Origin of the sequence: Mucilaginibacter gilvus, from assembly GCF_004054195.1 — a bacterium.
Taxonomy (GTDB): domain Bacteria; phylum Bacteroidota; class Bacteroidia; order Sphingobacteriales; family Sphingobacteriaceae; genus Mucilaginibacter; species Mucilaginibacter gilvus.
Genome location: NZ_SBIW01000009.1, coordinates 1 through 18,929, shown reverse-complemented (window position 1 = coordinate 18,929; position 18,929 = coordinate 1). Strand labels below are relative to the sequence as shown.

Sequence of the window (18,929 nt, the reverse complement as noted above, 5' to 3'; positions counted from 1 at the left end):
GGTAGTTTGATGTGGTGTTGTCAGCATCAAATATAAAGCCTTTCTGGTGATTATTTTTAGCTGCATTTATCCTAAACGCAATGCTGTATTGTATATTTTACCAGACACTAAAATGACGGATGGGCGCTATTTAGCGATAGTTTAGATATCATCAGCAACCTTCAAAGGTTTGGCATTATTATTAATATATATCAAACATCTAAGAAAAACTAAAACTGATAACAATATGAAAACTTCACTACAAACCACCATCCTGTTAAAAGCATTCGATATTGAATTGAAAAAGATAATTGACGCTGATTTGGAAAAATATAAAGCCGAGCAGCAACGCAAAAAGAACATTTCGTTTTTAAAACAATTACTGGCTGCATAATCGTATCCGGTTCTATATAAATGGCACCCTAAAAGGGTGCCACCGCAAACCTCAAGTTTTTAATTTGGGGTTTTTGTATTTTGAGCTGTCAAACACCACAGGCCTTTCATTTTTTAGGTTGTTTTGATAGCTTTGGTCTTGTTTGCGTTAATGCGACAACCTCTCAAATCCACCAATATGAAAATAGCTACCTATAATGTTAATGGTGTAAATGGCCACCTGCCAGTGTTGCTGCGCTGGCTGGAGGAAACCAAACCCGATGTAGTTTGCCTGCAGGAGCTAAAAGCACCTCAGGAGAAATTCCCACTGCAAGCTATTAACGATGCGGGTTACAATGCTATTTGGCACGGCCAAAAAAGCTGGAACGGTGTAGCCATACTGGCCCGGGGCCTCGAAATTAAAGAGCTGCGCCAAGGCTTGCCCGGCGATCCGGAAGATATACAAAGCCGGTACATAGAAGCGGTTATTAATGATGTGGTTGTTGGTTGCCTATACCTGCCGAATGGAAACCCAGCTCCCGGCCCCAAGTTTGATTATAAGCTCGATTGGTTTAGCCGCTTAGCCAGCCATGCCACGGGCCTGATTGCCTCGGGTTTACCCGTAGTATTAACCGGCGATTATAATGTGATGCCAACTGAATTGGATGTGTATAAACCCGAGCGATGGCTGGAAGACGCGCTCTTTAGACCCGAAACCCGGCTGGCCTTTAAAAACCTGGTGGAGCAGGGGTGGACAGATGCCCTGCGCAAACTTTACCCCGATGAAGTGATCTATACGTTTTTTGATTATTTCCGCAACGCTTACGGCAGGAACGCGGGTTTGCGGATAGACCACTTTTTGCTTAGTCCCAGCCTGGAAGGCCGCCTGTTGGCCGCCGGGGTTGACCACCACGTACGCGGCTGGGAAAAAACCAGCGACCATTGCCCGGTTTGGATAGAACTTGGAGGCAAGTAAAAAACAAGTCAAATCACCCGGCTCTCTTTGCCTTTTTTTAAAACCCCGTTGATTTTTCATCAGCGGGTTTTAAATTTAATGATACTTTTGGCCCGCGCCCTATTTATAAACATGAGTACATTAAGCCCGGAAACCTTAAAAACCAAACAGCATTTCGAAATTCTTGATGGGATGAGGGGCGTAGGCGCAATGGCTGTGGTAGCCTTTCATTTTATGGAAATGGTGTATACCGATTACAGCCAAAACTTTATAGCACATGGCTTTTTGGCTGTCGATTTTTTCTTTTGCTTATCCGGCTTTGTAATTGGTTACGCTTATGACAACCGCATTGCCACTATGGGGGTTTGGGAGTTTTTTAAATCAAGGCTTATTCGCTTGCACCCGCTGGTAATTTCAGGTTCGATATTGGGCTTGTTAGCTTTTTTATTCGATCCATTTGGCGGGCACCCGGAGCTATACAGCCCACGCGAAATAGCGCTGGTATTTTTAAGCTCCGTTTTGCTTATCCCCTACCCTGTAGTAACAGATCGCGCGTTTAACCTGTTTAGTTTCAATGCGCCGGCATGGTCGTTATTTTGGGAGTATGTTGCCAATATCTTTTACGCGTTTATCCTTTATAAGCTCCACCGCAAATGGCTGTTACTGCTGGCTGTTTTTAGCGCCGTTGGGCTTTGCTTTGTCGCTTACTTATCGGGCAATATTATGGGCGGCTGGGGGGGCTCCACCTTTTGGGACGGGAGCGTGCGGATCGCCTATTCTTTTATAGCCGGGTTGCTGGTTTACCGTTACAACCTCATCATAAAAAACAAAATTGGCTTTGCCGGGTTGGCGGTATTACTGCTGCTGGCCTTTATTATGCCCTTTACAACCTGGAACTGGCTCACAGAACCACTTGTTGTATTATTTTATTTCCCGCTGCTGATAGCTTTGGGGGCAGGGTCGGTGCTAAGCCCCGTGTTTAAAAAAATCTGCATATTCTCTGGCAATATCTCCTACCCGCTTTATATGACGCATTACGCAGCGCTATGGATGTTTCTTAATTATTATACCGCCAATAAGCCAACAACCAGTGAATTATTTTACATCATACCGGTAAGCATGTTACTATTGGTTGGCTTCGCCTGGGTGGTAATGGTAGTTTATGATATGCCTGTGCGCAAATATTTAACAGCCAAACGAAAACAGGCTTAAGTATTAGGAGCCGGGTTACCGGTTATCGTAAACAGTAGAGTAAATAGCGGTAAGTTTCCCTGCCGTAAAAATAAGCTGTACAAAATTGTAACGCTTATCGCTTATGGTTGAAACGAAATACCATTGCGGCGATGCGCTCATCTGGGGGTCGTAAGCTTTGTTTACATCTTTAAAAAAGATGGACATCCGCTCAAATTTATTAGCGTAAGTACCTTTGTTTTTGATGTTAACCAGTTTTTGATATACGGCATCTACAGGATCACCAACCGCAATCGTAGCGCTTGCGCCATTGCCTATAGGCCACATGTTTAGCTGTACGCCATCATTCGTATATATCGATTTCACTTTATCGTCGGCAAAATTGAGCTGGATGCCAGTGCTTGTTCCTTTAGTTTCATCCAAATAAACTGATGAATACAGTGGTATCTTATTTTCCAGGCTCTCCAGATTGCTGTATACGTTATTAACAACACCCATATAGGTGATACCGCGCTCGCCACGCATAGCCTGTACTTTTGCATAGATCTCGGCGCTGGTTTGCCCTATAGCTATACCCCATTGCCCGCCCGTGGTAAGCGTATCGCTGGATATCAGTTTTGGCGGGATAGGATCCGGACCCGTCGTTTCGTTTATGGAATTTTCTTTTTTACAGCCAGCAACCGATAAAATGAGCAATGCAAGGATAGGGAGTAGGCGCTTCATGTCTTGGCGTTTTATTTCTATTACGTGGCTATAGGATAATTTGCTACATCAATTTAAAGGAATTTTATTTCATGCGATAGAACGCCACACGATGACTGAAAACAATCGCGTAACACCGAACAAATGATAGGCAAGTGCCAATACTACCCGTTATTAATTAACCTGGCCATTAAGAATGCCGCTCCCGCTGCCAGCGCACCTATAAAAACTACTTTAACTGCTCCGCTGAGGGCCGGTTGCCCGGTAAGTTTACTTTTAAAGTAACCGAAAACAAAAAGGCTGATTAGCGTAACCAAACAGGAATAATAAAGCGCGGTCACAGAATTCTCAACCAGTATGTAAGGAGAAAGCGGGATAATGCCGCCGACTATATAAGACACCCCAATAGTGAAAGCGCTCCTGGTAGCCCGGTTAGCCTGGGGTTCTTCTAAACCGAGTTCATAGCGCATCATAAATTCTACCCATTTATCTTTATCCTTTGCCATTTCATCGGCCACCTGTTGCTGTAAAGATTCGGATAGGCCAAATGCAGCGAAGACGGTTTTCACTTCGGCTTTTTCCTGCTCGGGCACCCTGTCAACTTCTTCATACTCGCGCTTTAATTCAGAGTTGTAGTGGTCCACTTCGGTACGCCCGGCCAAAAAGCCGCCAAGGCCCATCGCTATAGATCCTGCTACAATTTCGGCAATCCCGGCAGTAACAACTATTCCGGATGAACTGATAGCGCCGCTTAAACCGGCAGCCAGCGCAAATGGCACAGTTAAACCATCCGACATCCCAATAACAATATCCCTGATGGTTTCTGAGCCGGTTACATGATATTCTTTATGCATAAGGTGTGTGCTTTATTCGAAATAATTGATCTTAATTCTTTATCAAGGACCTAAAGATAGCCCTGAAAGCTGATTTAATTCTATCGGGATACCTGTGCGTTATTTTACGTCGGGTCCAAACGCAAAACCCCCGATATTTTGATCAGGGGCTTTGCATTTTTGGGTGTATCAAACCAGTACTAATTACTTAGCCCCATAGCCAAGATAAGCAGCCAATGCGTTTATCCGGCCAGATACAACGGCTATCTGTTGCCTCGCTTCTGCCCAGTTGCGTTGTTCAAGGGCTTCACGAATACCCGGAAGAGTTTTAACGCCGTAACCTGTATAAAAACCCGGGGCATAAATGGTGTGTTTGTACCAGCCCCGGCGGGGCAGGCCGTCGGCGGTTAACAATTGCTGCTCAGCTTGGTATAATAATTTGTTCAGTTTATCGTGATCGCCATCTTTAAGCACGGCGGCGCTCCAGTAAACAGCCAGTTTATCGGCACTTTTCTTCAACGAATCCAACGCGACGGTAAGCGGTTTAAAATCAATGGCGGGTACGGTATCTTTAGCTGCGGGAGCTTTGTATTGCCGGGTTGGGTCGGCAGCAATGCTGTAGTAATTTGCCGCGACGAATTGGTTATCCATTTTTGTGGTCTCGCGGGTATCATCCGCCAGTTTGCTAAGTTCGGTGGCATACTTGCTGATAGTGGTCTGCAAACTTCTGAAATCGAAAGGAAGCACCTCTGCATTAGCCATGCGCAGTACTGAATGACCCGCGGTTTGAGCAAGGGCAACACCATAGGCAAAATCAGGGTCTTTAAAACGCCTGTAATCATCAAAGGAATCGTAAATGGAATGGTATTCGCCGCCGCCGTCCTCGCCGCCAAAACCAAGATCGAGCGTGGTAATACCTAAATGCTGCAGGAACGAGGAAAAATCTGATCCCGAACCCAAGGCTTCGAGTTTTTGCCCCTTGCGCTCTAATATCTCCTTTTTATCGCTTGTGGAAGACGCGTTAACCAGCTGCATCGCTTTTTTACGGTCGAAAACGCTTACTTTGGTTTGTGGGTCGGTTACGCCCTGGGTTACTTCGTCTATAAAACTTTCCAGCGCCTGCGAGCCGCCGGCACCCAAAAATCCACGGGCATTACTATCCGAGTTGATATACACCACCGTTTTTTGCTGTAATTCTTTATCATGCGCCTCGGCATATTCCGTAGAACCTATTAAACCGGGCTCTTCGCCATCCCAGGAGCAATAGACGATGCTGCGTTTGGGTTTCCAACCGGTTTTCAGTAATTCGCCAAGGGCGCGGGCTTCTTCCAGCATAGCCGCCTGCCCGCTAATAGGGTCGTTAGCGCCGTTTACCCAGGCGTCGTGGTGGTTACCGCGCATTACCCATTCATCCGGGTAAGCCGAGCCTTTAATTTTCGCGACAACATTATAAGCGGGCACCATATCCCAGTTAAACGCCAGTTTTAAATGCACCAGGGCCTTGCCGCCACCAACATGGTAAGTTATAGGCAAGGAACCCGCCCATCCCTCAGGAGCCACGGGGCCGTCTAATGCGGCAAGCAGGGGCTGCGCATCATGATAGCTGATGGGGAGTACCGGTATCTTCAATATGGTAGTCGCATCTTCTTTATTCAATCGTTTGGCATCTTTGGTAGCGCCAACGCCCGGCGTAAGCGGATCGCCGGGGTAAAGCACCATATCCATCACCGAGCCACGCTGTACGCCGAACTCGTTTTTATAGGCACCCTTAGGATAAACATCTCCCGCAGTGTAACCGTCATCAGCAGGGTCCGAATAAATAATGCAGCCGATAGCGCCATGCTCATAAGCCACCTTTGGTTTAATACCCCGCCACGACCGGCCATATTTGGCTATCACAATTTTACCCTTTACGTCTATCCCCATTGCTGCCAGCTTAATATAATCGTCGGGCAGGCCATAGTTTACAAATACAAGTTGCCCGCTTACATCACCATCGGCGCTCCAGGCGTTGTATGTTGGTAACTGGTTGGCCTGTGCCGATGTACCATCCTCCGCCAATGCCTGCTCCTTTAACAAAGCTGTATAGGCTATTGGGCCGGTTAATTCCAGTACCCTTGTTTTTGGCGTTGGGAACAAAACGGTGTAGGTTTCTATATGGGCATCCAGTCCGTAACTTTTATACATAGCCAAAATTTTATCGGCCACGGCTTTGCTGCCGGGCGAACCTAAGTTATGCGGGTAAGCCGATAGCGTTTTTATGGTTTCGCCAATGCGTTGCGCGCTCAATGCTGCGTCGTAAGTTTTTTCGGCTGTTACTTGTTTGGCGGATGATGCTGGCGTAAAGCCAATTAATGGTTTTTGCTGGGCGAAACTTGCTGCCGACAGCATCAGTAAGCTAAGGGTAAGGGATTTCTTCATAAGCAATTGTCGTATTCGGTGAATATACTAAAAAGCAGTAAAGCAAGCGTTTCTTCTGTACATCAATCCCTCAAAATAAAAATCAAAACATTACACGTAACGACACTGTTACTATTTGGTTTGCAAGCCATTGCCCCGAATACATACATTTGATTAAAACCAATAACGATGAGCCAGATCAACAAAGACGACATTAAGCAGGAAGTGTTTGACCTGTATGATGATTACGCGCACAACCGGCTGGACCGGCGCGCTTTTGTACAAAAACTATCTCTGTATGCCGTTGGCGGCCTAACCGTACCAGCGTTAATGAGTTTCCTTATGCCCGATTACAAGGGAAATATGCAGACCAAAGCAGACGATCCTCGGTTAAAATCAGAATATATCAATTACCCTTCACCAAAAGGAGGCGGCACTATCAAAGGCCTGTTATCAAAACCTATTGATACTAAAAAGAAGCTCGGCGGTATTATTGTGGTGCATGAGAACCGTGGCTTAAACCCTTATATTGAAGATGTGGGCCGCAGGGCCGCGCTTGCCGGTTTTATTTCGCTTGCACCAGACGCGCTTACGCCGCTTGGCGGTTACCCGGGTAATGACGATGCCGGGCGCGAGATGCAAAGTAAACGCGACAAAGGCGAAATGGAAGAAGATTTTATTGCGGCATACAATTACCTTAAAGCACACAAAGATTGCAACGGCAAGGTTGGCGTAGTGGGCTTTTGCTTCGGCGGCGGCATAGCCAACATGATGGCCGTACGGTTACCAGACCTGGCAGCAGCCGTACCTTTTTACGGCAGCCAGCCCGCCGCGGCAGATGTGCCCAAGATTAACGCCCCACTGATGATGCATAACGCATCGCTGGATACCAGGATCATGGCCGGCGCACCGGCCTACGAAGCCGCCTTAAAAGAGAACGGTAAAAAATACCAGGCCTTTGTTTATGAGAACGTAAACCATGGTTTCCATAACGATACCACCCCGCGTTATGATAAAGCAGCGGCAGAACTGGCCTGGAAACGCACGATTGATTTTTTTGCAGAGAATTTGAAGTAAGAACTAACACCCGTTATACATAGAAAAGCCCTAATTCCTTCGGATTTAGGGCTTTCTTGTTTTTCAGTCGGCAGTTAGTGTATGGTGATTGGCCCCCAAAGCGTAACATCATAAATTATAAGCAACCGGTCTGAAAACTAACGCGGGAAAACAAGAACCCCGGTTGAGGCTATTCCCGGAAGGCAAAACAGGCAAAAGAGCATTACCAGGAACAGCGTTATACCGATAGAAGTGATCAATCTGCTCATCCGAGCCTCCTCTTGAACAACGTGGGCATTTATTTTTTTCAATTCCATATCCATAGCAGATGAATTATGAGGACCATGTAGCAGCATATCCAGATAATCGTCCGTATGGCAGGTCGTCGGTTGTTCCAGTGGTGATAAATTTACGTTCATATCGGTAGGTGTGTGATGTAAACATACACAGCATATAAGTGATTACAATCAAATATTTTAAAATCAGGGGTTTCTACCTGCTTTTTTAAGTTAGGTGATTTTTAGCCTTTTAACCTTGTAAAACCTTAGATACTAAACATTTGTGATGGGTGCGAAATATTTGGTTAATCCTTTGAAAGGCTTTGCTTTTATTCTTCAGCGATAACGCACAAATGTAAAGGCTTCAGATTTCGGCCGCGAGATTTCTGTATTCCGGGTACACCCGATATGCGCTTTTTATCGAGATATAACTCAGCGCAATATTATATCGGGATATAAAACAAATAGCAGGATTACGTATCTTTATCCTGTAAGTCAATCTTTTATTCCTAATGGTTATGCGTACTATAAAAATTCTCTTGGCTGTATTGATAATACAGTTGATCGTATCGTGCAGTTCGAAATCGCTGCCCGAACCATCCCTTGCCGGAAAATGGAAAATCACAAGCGCCCTTGGTAACGATGGCCGGCACTGGACAGGCTCCTTCACCCTGATACAGGATGGCGGCGACAACAAATTCACCGGCCTTTTTCTTTGGGACACCGTTGACGGCAGCGCCTCAGGTACCGATAGCGTTACCGGCGAATACAACACTACCACGCAGGTGCTCACCATGCGGTCGGTAACCATAAGTGGTAATATAGAAAGCGTAACTTATACCATGAATGTGTCGACCAATAACAGAATAATGAACGGCATCTGGACAGGATCCAGCGATGGCTCAATTGAAAACCCGGGCCGCTGGTCGGCCGAAAAGCAATAATCAGCTGCTAATTTGCACTATTAGATAATTTCCATTGATATAGGGAAAAGATTATTTAATTCTATTTTCGGGCAACTATTCTGCTCCATGAAAGAACAACTGCTTACTTTAATTTCGGGTTTAAAAGAAAACACTATCGCGTTTAGCGAGGTCATTACATTTATAGAAACCTATTACAAGCACCAGCCAACCGCGTTTAAAAATGGCGAGGCCTGTAACGAGGCAACACAAAACCAGGGAAGCGCAAAGGTTTTTGCCTTTGCTCAAATAAACGGCTTAAGCGCTGCGGACACGCTTTACTTATTTGCCGAGCATTATCAGTCGGTACTGGCACATCCTGCCGCTACAGACCATCAAAACATCAGGCAGTTTATTGCCCATGGCTGGCCGGGGGTGGTTTTTGAGGGCGAGGCTTTGGTAGCGAAGTAATGCTTTCTTCTTATCATTAGCCTAATGATTTTATGTCCTTTCACTTATAACCCTCATATTTGACTGATAACGGTATTATAATTTGTCTATGAAAAAAATCTGTTTGATCACCCTTTTAGGTTTGCTGGCATTTGGCACCCTTACGCAAGCACAAACATCCCCCAAAGCCATTCCGATGTTGCTGATGAATAATCCCTGGATTGAAAAAGAATTATTAGCACCATCTGAACTGGCGACTGCTATTAAGAGCGGTGCAGCTAAAACACCATTGATCCTAAATATTGGAGCCGTCGAGGATATTAAAGGTGCCCAACACATCGGTGCAGTGAGCGACGCCGAAAACCTGGTAAAATTGCGACGTGCTATAGCTGATTTACCTAAAAATACAGAGGTGGTAATATATTGCGGTTGTTGCCCTTTTACTAAATGTCCAAACATCAGACCGGCTTTTAACGAACTGAAAAAATCAGGCTTCACCGATATTAAACTGCTTAACTTACCTGTTAACCTAAATACGAATTGGGTTACTAAAGGCTACCCCTTAGCTGCCAAATGACTGGATTTTTAATGGCTGCATCCGATAATTTCATGGGCAATAGTCTAAGCCATATTTTCACCTATTAAAACTATGATCCGCAGTATCACTATCAACGATTTCATCGGGCTTAAAGAAAATATTCCGCTGATTGATGTGCGTACACCTGCCGAATTTTTACAAGGACACATACCCGGAGCTTTTAGTGTTCCCTTGTTTAATGATGAAGAAAGGGTAAAAGTAGGTACGACATACAAGCAGTTAGGGCGAGAACAAGCAATCCTTTTAGGATTTGACCTAACCGGTTCCAAATGGTCCGGATTTATTAAACAGGCACTTCAGATCGCCCCTGACAAAAAGATATCTGTTCATTGCTGGCGGGGCGGTATGCGCAGCGGAGCCATGGCCTGGGCGCTTGACTTGTATGGCTTTGAAGTATACCTTATACAGGGAGGTTATAAAAAATATCGCAATTGGGTACACCTACAGTTTGAAAACAATTACATGTTAACCATTGTAGGCGGCATGACCGGCTCGGGCAAAACAAAACTACTTCATGAGCTTAGGTTGGGTGGCCAACAGGTAATCGACCTCGAAGACCTTGCGCAGCATCAAGGTTCAACCTATGGCACCATGAATAAAATGGTACAACCCACACAGGAACAGTTTGAAAATAATTTAGCCAACGATTTGAAAAGCATGAATTCAGAACAGCGGATATGGGCAGAAGATGAAAGTCTCACTATCGGCAAACGTTCTATCCCAAACGCTTTTTGGCATCAGATGCGCAACGCGGTGATGATAGATATACAAGTCGACCTGGAACATCGTGTAGCCACGCTCACAAAGGAATATGGCGGCTTGGATAAAACCTTTCTGATCGAATGCACAGAACGTATCCGAAAGCGCCTTGGCCCCGCACAAACAAAAAATGCTATTAATGCTATACGCGAAGGCCCTATGGAAGAATTTATTAGGCTGGCCCTGGTTTATTATGACAAAACCTACCGTACGGGCTTGTTAAAGCGGGATGTAGATAAGGTTTATACATTGACAATAGATCCTGAAGATTTGCCAGCCAGCACAGCATCTATCTTAAATTTCGTTTCAAATATTCAATCCGCAAAGCATAATGGACACTACACAGGTTAAACTCACCCAATATTCGCATGGCGCAGGTTGTGGCTGTAAAATAAGCCCGGCCATGCTCGATAAAATTCTGCACAACCCTGTTGCGGTAAAACCCGATGCCCGTTTATTGGTGGGCAATGACAAACGAGATGACGCGGCGGTTTTAGACTTAGGAAACGGAACCGCGCTTATCTCTACCACAGACTTTTTTATGCCTATTGTAGATGACGCTTATGATTTTGGCCGTATCGCATCTGCCAATGCAATTAGTGATGTATATGCCATGGGTGGAAAACCTGTAATGGCAATTGCCATATTAGGCTGGCCTATTGATAAACTATCGCCGGAAGTGGCGCAAAAAGTATTGGAGGGATCCAGAGCGGTTTGCGCGGAGGCCGGTATTACTTTAGCGGGTGGTCATAGTATTGATTGCCCCGAGCCTGTATTTGGCCTTGCGGTTAATGGTATGGTCAATATCCCGCACCTTAAACAGAATTCGACCGCCACTATAGGCTGCCGCTTGTACCTAACTAAGCCGCTTGGCGTAGGTATACTGTCTACTGCACAAAAACGTGGCCTATTACTTCCCGAAGATGCTGCTATAGCCTTAAAAAGCATGACAACCTTAAATAATTTAGGAGAAATTTTCGGGGGGATGGAAAGTGTAAAAGCAATGACAGATGTAACCGGTTTTGGTTTATTAGGCCATCTTTCCGAAATGTGCGAAGGTAGTGGCTTATCTGCAGAGATCGATTTTGAAAAAGTTCCGGTAATTGCATCGTTACCCTATTATTTAAAGCAGCAATGTTTTCCGGGTGGTACGCAGCGAAACTGGAGCAGCTACGGGTATAAAATAAGCACATTGTCTGATGAGCAAAGATACATTCTGGCCGACCCGCAAACCAGCGGCGGACTGTTAGTAGCCATTGCCGAAGAAGGGGTACCTGAATTTGAGCAAAAACTTAAGGAAAATGGATATGATGTTACAGCATTTGGAAGGTTAAAATCACAGGATCACGGCCCTTTAATTACAGTTGTTTAATAGGACTACCAATCTCAAGCTTGCTCAATATTTCCGTAAACCCCTTCTGTATATAAGCCCGAAGAGCTAAATATTTCTCACAAAAAAAGCCCTTAGTTTTCACTAAGGGCTTCTGAGGTAGCGGGAACAGGACTAAAGTCGAACCATTTGCTGTCTGCGAAGGAACAATAGCCAATTGCGACTTTGGCATCGGGCTCATATCAGTAGTTATCCCCCCAATAATTGATGCGTTTTCATCAACTCAACTTTGTCCGTACCATCATTGTCGCCGGAAATAATCAATACAGGCGAGTTGAGTTTGGCAATATTGGCATCCCCATGTCAAATGGCTCGCCAGCATAAGCGATTATTTGTTCCAGGAACTTTATCCATTTTGTCTTGTCGGGCGGTATTGCATCATAAGCTGCTTTCATGGGGCTGTTCGCAAACAACTCCAGCTTCATGCTTTTGAAAGCATTTGCTATTTCAGGCCGCCAGCCAGTACTTTTATAGGTAGAGTAAATGATCACTAACTTTTTTTACCCGTTTTGCGCTTTATATAGTCAACTGATAAACCACTGAGCCACGCATGCTATCGGAAAGCGGTGGTTAAACCTTATTAAGAAATTTCCGTTTAACACAGCACACTATTTAAATCAATTATATGAAAAAGTTAATTTTATTTTCCGTTGCCATTGTAGGTTTAAGTTTTGCATCCTGCAAGAAAGACAGCTCAAATTCAGCCGGCACTGCCCGCGTTAGTGTGAAGCTGACTGATGCTCCAGGTGCTTATGATGCCGTGATTCTGAATATCAAGCAAGTTGTTATTCTTTCATCAGGTGGTGAAAAAATTGTAGAGGTTAACGGAAACCCGATAGACATCCTTCGTTTTAGAAATGGCAAAGATACCTTGCTGGCAGGCGTTGACGTTCCGGCGGGTCGGTTACAGGAGGTTCGGTTAGTATTGAATAATACCGGTAACCGGGTAGTTATCAATGGCGTTTCGTATGACCTGAATACGCCAAGTGGACAAACGTCAGGGGTAAAACTCAAAGTTCAGGATGACCTTACCTCTGGTATTGCCTATACTTTGCTGTTAGACTTTGATGCAGCCCAATCAATTGTAACCACCGGTAACGGCAAATACAATCTGAAGCCAGTGATAAGGGCCATTCCGGCTGCTGTCTCGGGCGCTTTGACGGGAGTAGTTATCCCGGCAGCTGCATTCCCAAGAGTTTATGCGATTATGGGAACAGACACCGTGGGGACGGTTGCCGATGCCACCGGCAAATTTTACTTTCCTGGTTTAGCTGCCGGCACGTACCGGGTAAATTTTGCACCTGTAACGCCGTATGCGGTAAAGACAATCGACAATGTAACCGTAGTTAATGGTTCCGTTAAAGACCTTGGAAGCGTTACCATAACGCAGTAATTAGGTTTTCATATCTTTTTACGTGTTGAAGGCGAGTAGATACGAACCGGTAGATCAATTTAACAAGTAATAAATATACTTGTTAAATTGATCTTTTACAAAACCATCAAAATGGAATCTGAGAAAAAGCTGCTTATCCTTGAGGGCAAATTGACGGGTTCGGCAGGTCTGCATATGACTTAAACGGGTGCGTTGAGAAGGCTTTGAATACACTTTACTTGCTTGAATATAATATACTTAGAAGCAGACACAACAGTTAAGCGCAGTATCATCGGTTCAATAATATATCTGAAAAACTGTGTTTTGACGGAGTACTTATCGAACCGCTCGGGTGAACGAAGCGGCACACTTAATTTAAGTGATAAACAGTGAGTTAGGGGCAAAAAAAAATCGGACAAAACTTGATTTTTCAAGCTTGCCCGATTCGGTAGCGGGAACAGGACTCGAACCTATGACCTTCGGGTTATGAGCCCGACGAGCTACCAACTGCTCCATCCCGCACTATGTTAATCTTCATCGCGGCCATAACATCCGCAATGTTTGTTCCTTCTTGCAAGGAAGCCCGGATTTTGTCGACCCGCCGTTTAGAAATCAAAAGCCTCAAATCGTAAAGACTTGAGGCTTTCTAATTTTCTGGGTAGCGGGAAACCGTATTCTTCAAACCCATTCCCGTCTTTTTATTATTGGCTACGCCAACACCGTTATCCCGGTATGCTATTTTTAGGTAATTGTCGACTACCGAGAATCCAATAAATGCCTGAGTGGCTTTACTGTGTTTATTCATATTGACCATCATCTCCTGCAAGACGATCTCCATCTGTTTTTTTATATCCACGCCCACAGGCAGCCACAATTCGGGTTCGTTTCCGGTGACGGCAGGCCTGACAGATGGTTTTTTAAAGGCATTTAACAATATACTAACACGCTCGCTAAAATCCCCGGAAAGTTCATCTTCTTCATGCGCGATGTTTCTCGACACTTCGTATTCAGGTCGAACTTCATAGCGTCGTTGTTCAACAGTCTTAACACGACCTTTTTACCGTGCAGGGTTAGAAGAACAGACGCCCCGGATATCGAACTGGTGGCCACCGAATTTATAATTGTAGTTCTTGCGGTTCTATTTTTGCTACTTCTTTGAAATATGAGCCATCAGCTTTGGCCATTTTAAGCATAGAGAATAACATAGGTGTATTGGCATATATAAGACCCTGTAGCCGAGGGTACAGGCCTGATAACCTATCGCAGAAACGATAGAGCTTTTACCGATACCTGTGGTCACAGTGATCAGCAGGTCTCACAAGTGTACTTTTGAAATTTAAAATTCCAGAACGAACCAAAACGGCGGCAATTGAAATACGCACAAGAAACAGGGAGAACCAAAACGGGTAATTATCCTCGTCTTTTAAAATTTATAGTAAATGACCAAAACAAAAGACCTATTACAAGCACAGGCATGGAAAACATAAATAATGTTCCGCCCCATGTATATGACTCATTAGTAGCCAGGTGGGCTTTCAACCCTACTCCCCCTATGATGATTGCCGACAAGACTAATACTGTTCCAATAGCACGAGCCTTTTGTACGATATTCATACAGATGTAATTTAAGTTGTCCAAATTTGCAACATTTATTAATAAGTGCAAACTTCACACAACGTAATTGAACTTAAATGTAATTACGATTCGCCCTACCCGCGCCAGGCTGAGATGAAACCCGCTGTCAAAAAGCATTTGCCCCCCTAACACTTTACCTTATATTCTCACACGTTAGGAATTTGATGGCAAGCATGTCTTATTGTTGCATACTTACTGAGATCGGATACCGCATTTAGCAAAAAACAACATTACGGAAGATTGTCTCCAGCAACCAACTCGTGGCCTCTATCAATTGCCTTCGAGACAAATTATTTCGTACAAAGAACGCACCGTATCTTCTATTAAATGTCAAATGATCAGCAAAAGAAAATAATATAGATTTATAATCTTTGGGGAAATCAATTTCTAAGGCATTTAGGACATCAAAAGCAGTATTCAAAGCATTTATTATGACGGCATTATTATCAATGCTATTAAGGGTAATTAGCTTTAAAACTTGACTGATATTTATTGTAAAGTCTACTTCTTCCAAAACATTTGAATTTAAAATCAATATCCCGATATTACTCAGTTTATCAATCATGCTTTCTTTTGTGTAAACACAAAGCTTTTTGTCCAACAATAAGGGTTTGTCTATATCGCCAGCTAAAAACAATAGATAAGCATCGTTATTAAAAATAAAAGCGTAAAGATTTATTTTAATAATCCATACTTCTTCTCTTTTTACAGTTTTATTTGTCAAATCTGTCTCCATACTTTTTGAGTTTACTAAATTCGCTGCCCCCGCCTGTTCCAGACCAATTTCCTTCACCATATTGATCATCCAGTAATCTCTTAGCAAAATCTTTTCCAGCTTCCCCCTCTTTAGGTTTGTTCGCTTTAGCCCAGGAAGGAATATCTGTTGAGCGATCTTTTCCGCTTCCTTTTGCTAAATTCATTGCTGTCACCAGATCTCTTAAGAAATCAGCAATAGTCTTAAGTTCAGCGACACCATATTCTTCCGCTGCGGCTGCTCCCAAAGGTAAGACGTAAACTGGAACTACACCAATCACAGGCTTGGGGTTTATATGGATTTTAAATTTGTTTAGGGCTTCTTTAGTTATGATTTGATCGCCAAATTGAAATTTAAAAGAGATGCTCTTGCAAGGCAATTGGCCGACCAAACCCCCATTGGGGTATAACAGCGTAAATGTAAACGGCAAACGAACGATCGTAATTAACGCAAAGGGCAAAATACTGCGCCAGGCTTTTCTATGGAAGGCGCAAGAGAATTTGACGTGTAAGGCAATCCGTCAGCGGCTTGCATCGAACGGCATTGCCCTGTGCCATCAGCGGGTTGCCGACATACTTCGCAATCCCTTCTATTGCGGCCTGATTGTGCACAGAATGCTTGACGGGGCTATCCTGCCTGGAAATCATGAGGGTATCATTTCAAAGGAACTGTTTCTCCAAGTGAACGGCATCTTGGCTGAAACAACTCATGGTTATTCTATTAAGGAAGAAAACGACCGTATACCGCTGAAGCGTTTTCTGCACTGCGACAAGTGTTCTCAACCGTTGCGGGGCTATATTGTTAAAAAGAAAAACATCTATTACTACAAGTGCTCTACTATAGGCTGTCGCACGAATCGTAATGCCAACGTATTACATCAGCGCTTTGTAGAGATATTGGAATGGTTTGTCTTGGATTTTCCTGTAGATGTTTTGCACCTGATCAAACAACAGGCTATTGTAAATTTCAATCAATATTCACGTGGCTATGTCGAGCAGCAGACAGTGGTGAAACAAAATTACATGGAGTTGCAAAAGAAAATTGTTCGCTTGGAGGAGCGGTTAATCGGGGAGGAAATACGAGCGAACTCTATTACAGGTATATAGCGAAGTAATGAGGAAAAGGACGAATTAGAAAAAGAACTTTCAAAGGCAACGCTAAAAATGTCGAACCTTGATGCTTGCGTCGATACCGCTATAGATTTAGCTATAAATCTGCCAAAAAAGTGGCTAACGGCGGACTACAATATCAAGCAAAGACTGCAAAATCTGGTATTTCCCGAAGGTGTCTTGTACAACCGGGAAACGGACAAATGTCGAACCCCGAGAATTAATTTTGTGTTTTTGTATTTCGCTTATTTAAAGCAAGTTATGCTAAAAAGCGAAAGCGGCATACCAGTCTTGCAACTGAACTATGCCGCTATTTCGCGTTTGGTAGCCGGAACAGGAATCGAACCAATTACTTGCTAGCCATCTACCTTAAATTCTGCAAGAATGCTACGTCCCTAGTTTACATGTGGCCCAAATAAACGCTAAATCGAACTGAAGAATGCTTTGTAAAGCTCTCAAAACTTTCTAACCACTTTATAGAAGAACTGAAGCTTCAACATATACTTCATAACCAGGTGCAGTTATCTCATTAAAAATATTCCTCGGCAAAATGCTAGAAGCAAGTCTATTTCGCCACACTTGTCTTTAGTATTCTCAAATAATTAAATCGAGTTTAAAACCCGATACCATGTAGGATATTTCGTTATAACTGTGCCGGAACGAAAGTGCTTGGTAACACATAATGCGAAGTTTTTTATTTGCTGCTTTGGTAACTCAATTATTGTTTGTAATATTAAGCTCCTTATTTATCACGTTAAAGATTCCCAACCATTGAATACTCCACCATTTTTTGCTGTTCAAAAGCAAACCGTAGGCGACATTACCACATTAGTTGCTGCCAATTATACATTGGATCAAATTGACTTTAACCCAACCACGCATCTTGAACTATACGTGGACAGGCTTCAAATACCCGGAAAAGAGTTTATATTAAAAGGTAAAAACATCACTATCTACGCGCACGTGATCAACTGCGATGCCGGTGCGATACTTAACGTCACGGCTGATGATGATAATACGATGGTTATGCCATATTCCAATCCGAAGGCTAACAGTGGTGAAAGCAGCGGCCAGGGTGGGACAGATGGCCAGGATGGGGGCATAACATCGGAAACTACTGCTAAAACTGGTAATAACGCAGGCAACATTACTATAAATGCCGGCGCGATCAACGGTCGGCTTATTTTGAAAGCTAATGGGGGCAAGGGGCAGCAGGCGCAGACTGGGCAAGATGGTGGCGACGGCCGGGACGGTGGTAACGGCACCGATGCGATAATACGGCGGGTGGTACATGACAGGAGGAATCCGGATACCTATGATGTTACGCCGGCTACTGGCGGCCAGAGTGGCGGAAATGCGGGCAAAGGCGGCAACAGTGGCCGTTCGGGCAATGGCGGTAACGGCGGTGCTATTAATGTTAATGTATTTGTTGCCTTGGGCGATGACCAAATAACGCATAATAATGTTGGCGGCAGTGCCGGGGACACGGCAACGGCAGGGAAGGCGGGCCGGAACGGCAAAGGGGGCATAGGCGGTCGTATCGCCATTCAAACAACTACACAAGATCATTTTCACCGCGAAATATGGGAATTAAGCGATGACCGTACTGACAGCGGTGCCGATGGGAATACCGCGGTAGACGGCAACACTACTGCAGCCACCGCAGGTAACGCCGGCGCATATGCAGGGGCGCGTAGTGATGATGAGACAAATTTATTGGTGCAAAATACCAGCATGCTTGCATTGTTATTATTGAGCATGAGGTATGCCGAAGCAGAATATTTACAAGGTAACCTAGCACCGGCTTTAGACTACTATCAATGGATAGCACGGCTGACGGCAAAGGCAACCGATACTGCAAGTCTGGCAAGAGAATTTCACGGTATTTACCGTCAGTGCCGTGCTTTAATGGATCAACTAAGGCAAGGACTTGATTATTATGCCAACCCCATGAACTATGTACCCATAGTATCATTAGATTATTATCAATTGATGATCGATGGCATGTTGCAAACCGGTAACGCAATCGAATCGGTATATAATCAGTACTATGCTTTCATTTCGGGGCAAACCCACGATTTCACTAATATGACCCAGGCCACTAACAGTGCAGCCGAAGTTTTGACCACATATAAAAACATACAAGCAAATTTAAAAACCCAAATAACCGATATGCCGCCGGTTATTAATACAT

20 protein-coding genes, 1 tRNA gene and 1 pseudogene are annotated in these 18,929 nt (G+C 44.2%); 13 read left to right on the top strand and 9 right to left on the bottom strand.

From position 1 onward, the window contains the following. The first annotated feature begins 226 nt into the window (after positions 1-226). The 3 genes from EPL05_RS24090 (at position 227) to EPL05_RS19185 (ending at position 2,518) form a co-directional block, all read left to right on the top strand. Positions 227-373, top strand: a complete 147-nt coding sequence (locus EPL05_RS24090; RefSeq protein ID WP_166727753.1) for a hypothetical protein — start codon at positions 227-229, stop codon at positions 371-373. Between the two features lie 177 nt (positions 374-550). Beyond that, positions 551-1,327, top strand: coding sequence for an exodeoxyribonuclease III (xth, locus tag EPL05_RS19190; RefSeq protein ID WP_128535617.1), 777 nt, complete (start codon positions 551-553; stop codon positions 1,325-1,327). Positions 1,328-1,438: 111 nt separating this feature from the next. Then, complete coding sequence (locus tag EPL05_RS19185; RefSeq protein ID WP_128535616.1) at positions 1,439-2,518, top strand: acyltransferase family protein; 1,080 nt, start codon at positions 1,439-1,441, stop codon at positions 2,516-2,518. Positions 2,519-2,533: 15 nt separating this feature from the next. Here EPL05_RS19185 and EPL05_RS19180 read toward each other — a convergent pair whose 3' ends face one another. The 3 genes from EPL05_RS19180 to EPL05_RS19170 all read right to left on the bottom strand — a co-directional run bounded on the left by EPL05_RS19180 (position 2,534) and on the right by EPL05_RS19170 (position 6,453). Next, positions 2,534-3,220 carry a hypothetical protein gene (locus EPL05_RS19180; protein ID WP_128535615.1) on the bottom strand — a complete coding sequence of 229 codons (687 nt, stop codon included), beginning with the start codon at positions 3,218-3,220 and terminating at the stop codon, positions 2,534-2,536. Between the two features lie 143 nt (positions 3,221-3,363). Continuing rightward, entirely contained in the window at positions 3,364-4,053 is a 690-nt protein-coding gene (locus EPL05_RS19175) for a VIT1/CCC1 transporter family protein (RefSeq protein ID WP_128535614.1), read from the bottom strand. A gap of 183 nt (positions 4,054-4,236) precedes the next feature. Continuing rightward, positions 4,237-6,453 carry a transferrin receptor-like dimerization domain-containing protein gene (locus tag EPL05_RS19170; protein WP_128535613.1) on the bottom strand — a complete coding sequence of 739 codons (2,217 nt, stop codon included), beginning with the start codon at positions 6,451-6,453 and terminating at the stop codon, positions 4,237-4,239. 168 nt (positions 6,454-6,621) lie between these two features. On the opposite strand from EPL05_RS19170, the gene EPL05_RS19165 reads away from it, so the two are divergent. After that, complete coding sequence (locus EPL05_RS19165; protein ID WP_128535612.1) at positions 6,622-7,509, top strand: dienelactone hydrolase family protein; 888 nt, start codon at positions 6,622-6,624, stop codon at positions 7,507-7,509. Between the two features lie 137 nt (positions 7,510-7,646). On the opposite strand, the gene EPL05_RS19160 is transcribed toward EPL05_RS19165, so the two are convergent. Then, on the bottom strand, positions 7,647-7,907 hold the full coding sequence (locus tag EPL05_RS19160) for a hypothetical protein (RefSeq protein ID WP_128535611.1): 261 nt from the start codon (positions 7,905-7,907) through the stop codon (positions 7,647-7,649). Positions 7,908-8,305: 398 nt separating this feature from the next. On the opposite strand from EPL05_RS19160, the gene EPL05_RS19155 reads away from it, so the two are divergent. The 6 genes from EPL05_RS19155 (at position 8,306) to EPL05_RS19130 (ending at position 13,258) form a co-directional block, all read left to right on the top strand. Then, positions 8,306-8,710 carry a hypothetical protein gene (locus EPL05_RS19155; protein ID WP_128535610.1) on the top strand — a complete coding sequence of 135 codons (405 nt, stop codon included), beginning with the start codon at positions 8,306-8,308 and terminating at the stop codon, positions 8,708-8,710. An 87-nt stretch (positions 8,711-8,797) separates the two neighbouring features. Further along, positions 8,798-9,139, top strand: coding sequence for a HopJ type III effector protein (locus EPL05_RS19150; RefSeq protein WP_128535609.1), 342 nt, complete (start codon positions 8,798-8,800; stop codon positions 9,137-9,139). Between the two features lie 88 nt (positions 9,140-9,227). Next, positions 9,228-9,695, top strand: a complete 468-nt coding sequence (locus tag EPL05_RS19145) for a rhodanese-like domain-containing protein (RefSeq protein WP_128535608.1) — start codon at positions 9,228-9,230, stop codon at positions 9,693-9,695. 72 nt (positions 9,696-9,767) lie between these two features. After that, positions 9,768-10,826: a tRNA 2-selenouridine(34) synthase MnmH gene (gene mnmH / locus EPL05_RS19140; protein WP_128535607.1), complete on the top strand. Its 1,059-nt coding sequence runs from the start codon at positions 9,768-9,770 to the stop codon at positions 10,824-10,826. Then, on the top strand, positions 10,807-11,847 hold the full coding sequence (selD, locus tag EPL05_RS19135; RefSeq protein WP_128535606.1) for a selenide, water dikinase SelD: 1,041 nt from the start codon (positions 10,807-10,809) through the stop codon (positions 11,845-11,847). The genes mnmH and selD overlap by 20 nt, the downstream gene beginning before the upstream one ends. Positions 11,848-12,490: 643 nt before the next feature. Further along, positions 12,491-13,258, top strand: coding sequence for a DUF4382 domain-containing protein (locus EPL05_RS19130; RefSeq protein WP_128535605.1), 768 nt, complete (start codon positions 12,491-12,493; stop codon positions 13,256-13,258). Positions 13,259-13,686: 428 nt separating this feature from the next. Here EPL05_RS19130 and EPL05_RS19125 read toward each other — a convergent pair. The 5 genes from EPL05_RS19125 to EPL05_RS19100 all read right to left on the bottom strand — a co-directional run bounded on the left by EPL05_RS19125 (position 13,687) and on the right by EPL05_RS19100 (position 15,906). Further along, positions 13,687-13,759, bottom strand: a tRNA-Met gene (locus EPL05_RS19125). Positions 13,760-13,883: 124 nt separating this feature from the next. Then, entirely contained in the window at positions 13,884-14,237 is a 354-nt protein-coding gene (locus EPL05_RS19120) for a sensor histidine kinase (RefSeq protein WP_128535604.1), read from the bottom strand. Positions 14,238-14,647: 410 nt separating this feature from the next. Next, entirely contained in the window at positions 14,648-14,851 is a 204-nt protein-coding gene (locus EPL05_RS19110; protein ID WP_128535603.1) for a hypothetical protein, read from the bottom strand. Positions 14,852-15,086: 235 nt separating this feature from the next. Beyond that, positions 15,087-15,608 carry a hypothetical protein gene (locus EPL05_RS19105; protein ID WP_128535602.1) on the bottom strand — a complete coding sequence of 174 codons (522 nt, stop codon included), beginning with the start codon at positions 15,606-15,608 and terminating at the stop codon, positions 15,087-15,089. Then, the gene (locus EPL05_RS19100) at positions 15,586-15,906 is read right to left on the bottom strand and encodes a hypothetical protein (protein WP_128535601.1); all 321 of its coding nucleotides are present in this window, start codon (positions 15,904-15,906) and stop codon (positions 15,586-15,588) included. Before EPL05_RS19100 ends, EPL05_RS19105 begins: the two co-directional genes overlap by 23 nt. Before the next feature lie 82 nt (positions 15,907-15,988). On the opposite strand from EPL05_RS19100, the gene EPL05_RS19095 reads away from it, so the two are divergent. From EPL05_RS19095 to EPL05_RS19085, 3 genes and pseudogenes are all read left to right on the top strand, one after another. After that, on the top strand, positions 15,989-16,732 hold the full coding sequence (locus EPL05_RS19095) for a recombinase family protein (RefSeq protein WP_128535600.1): 744 nt from the start codon (positions 15,989-15,991) through the stop codon (positions 16,730-16,732). A 57-nt stretch (positions 16,733-16,789) separates the two neighbouring features. Continuing rightward, entirely contained in the window at positions 16,790-17,095 is a 306-nt protein-coding gene (locus tag EPL05_RS19090) for a hypothetical protein (RefSeq protein WP_128535599.1), read from the top strand. 411 nt (positions 17,096-17,506) lie between these two features. Further along, positions 17,507-18,929 (top strand): annotated as a pseudogene (locus tag EPL05_RS19085) (hypothetical protein); the annotation flags it as partial.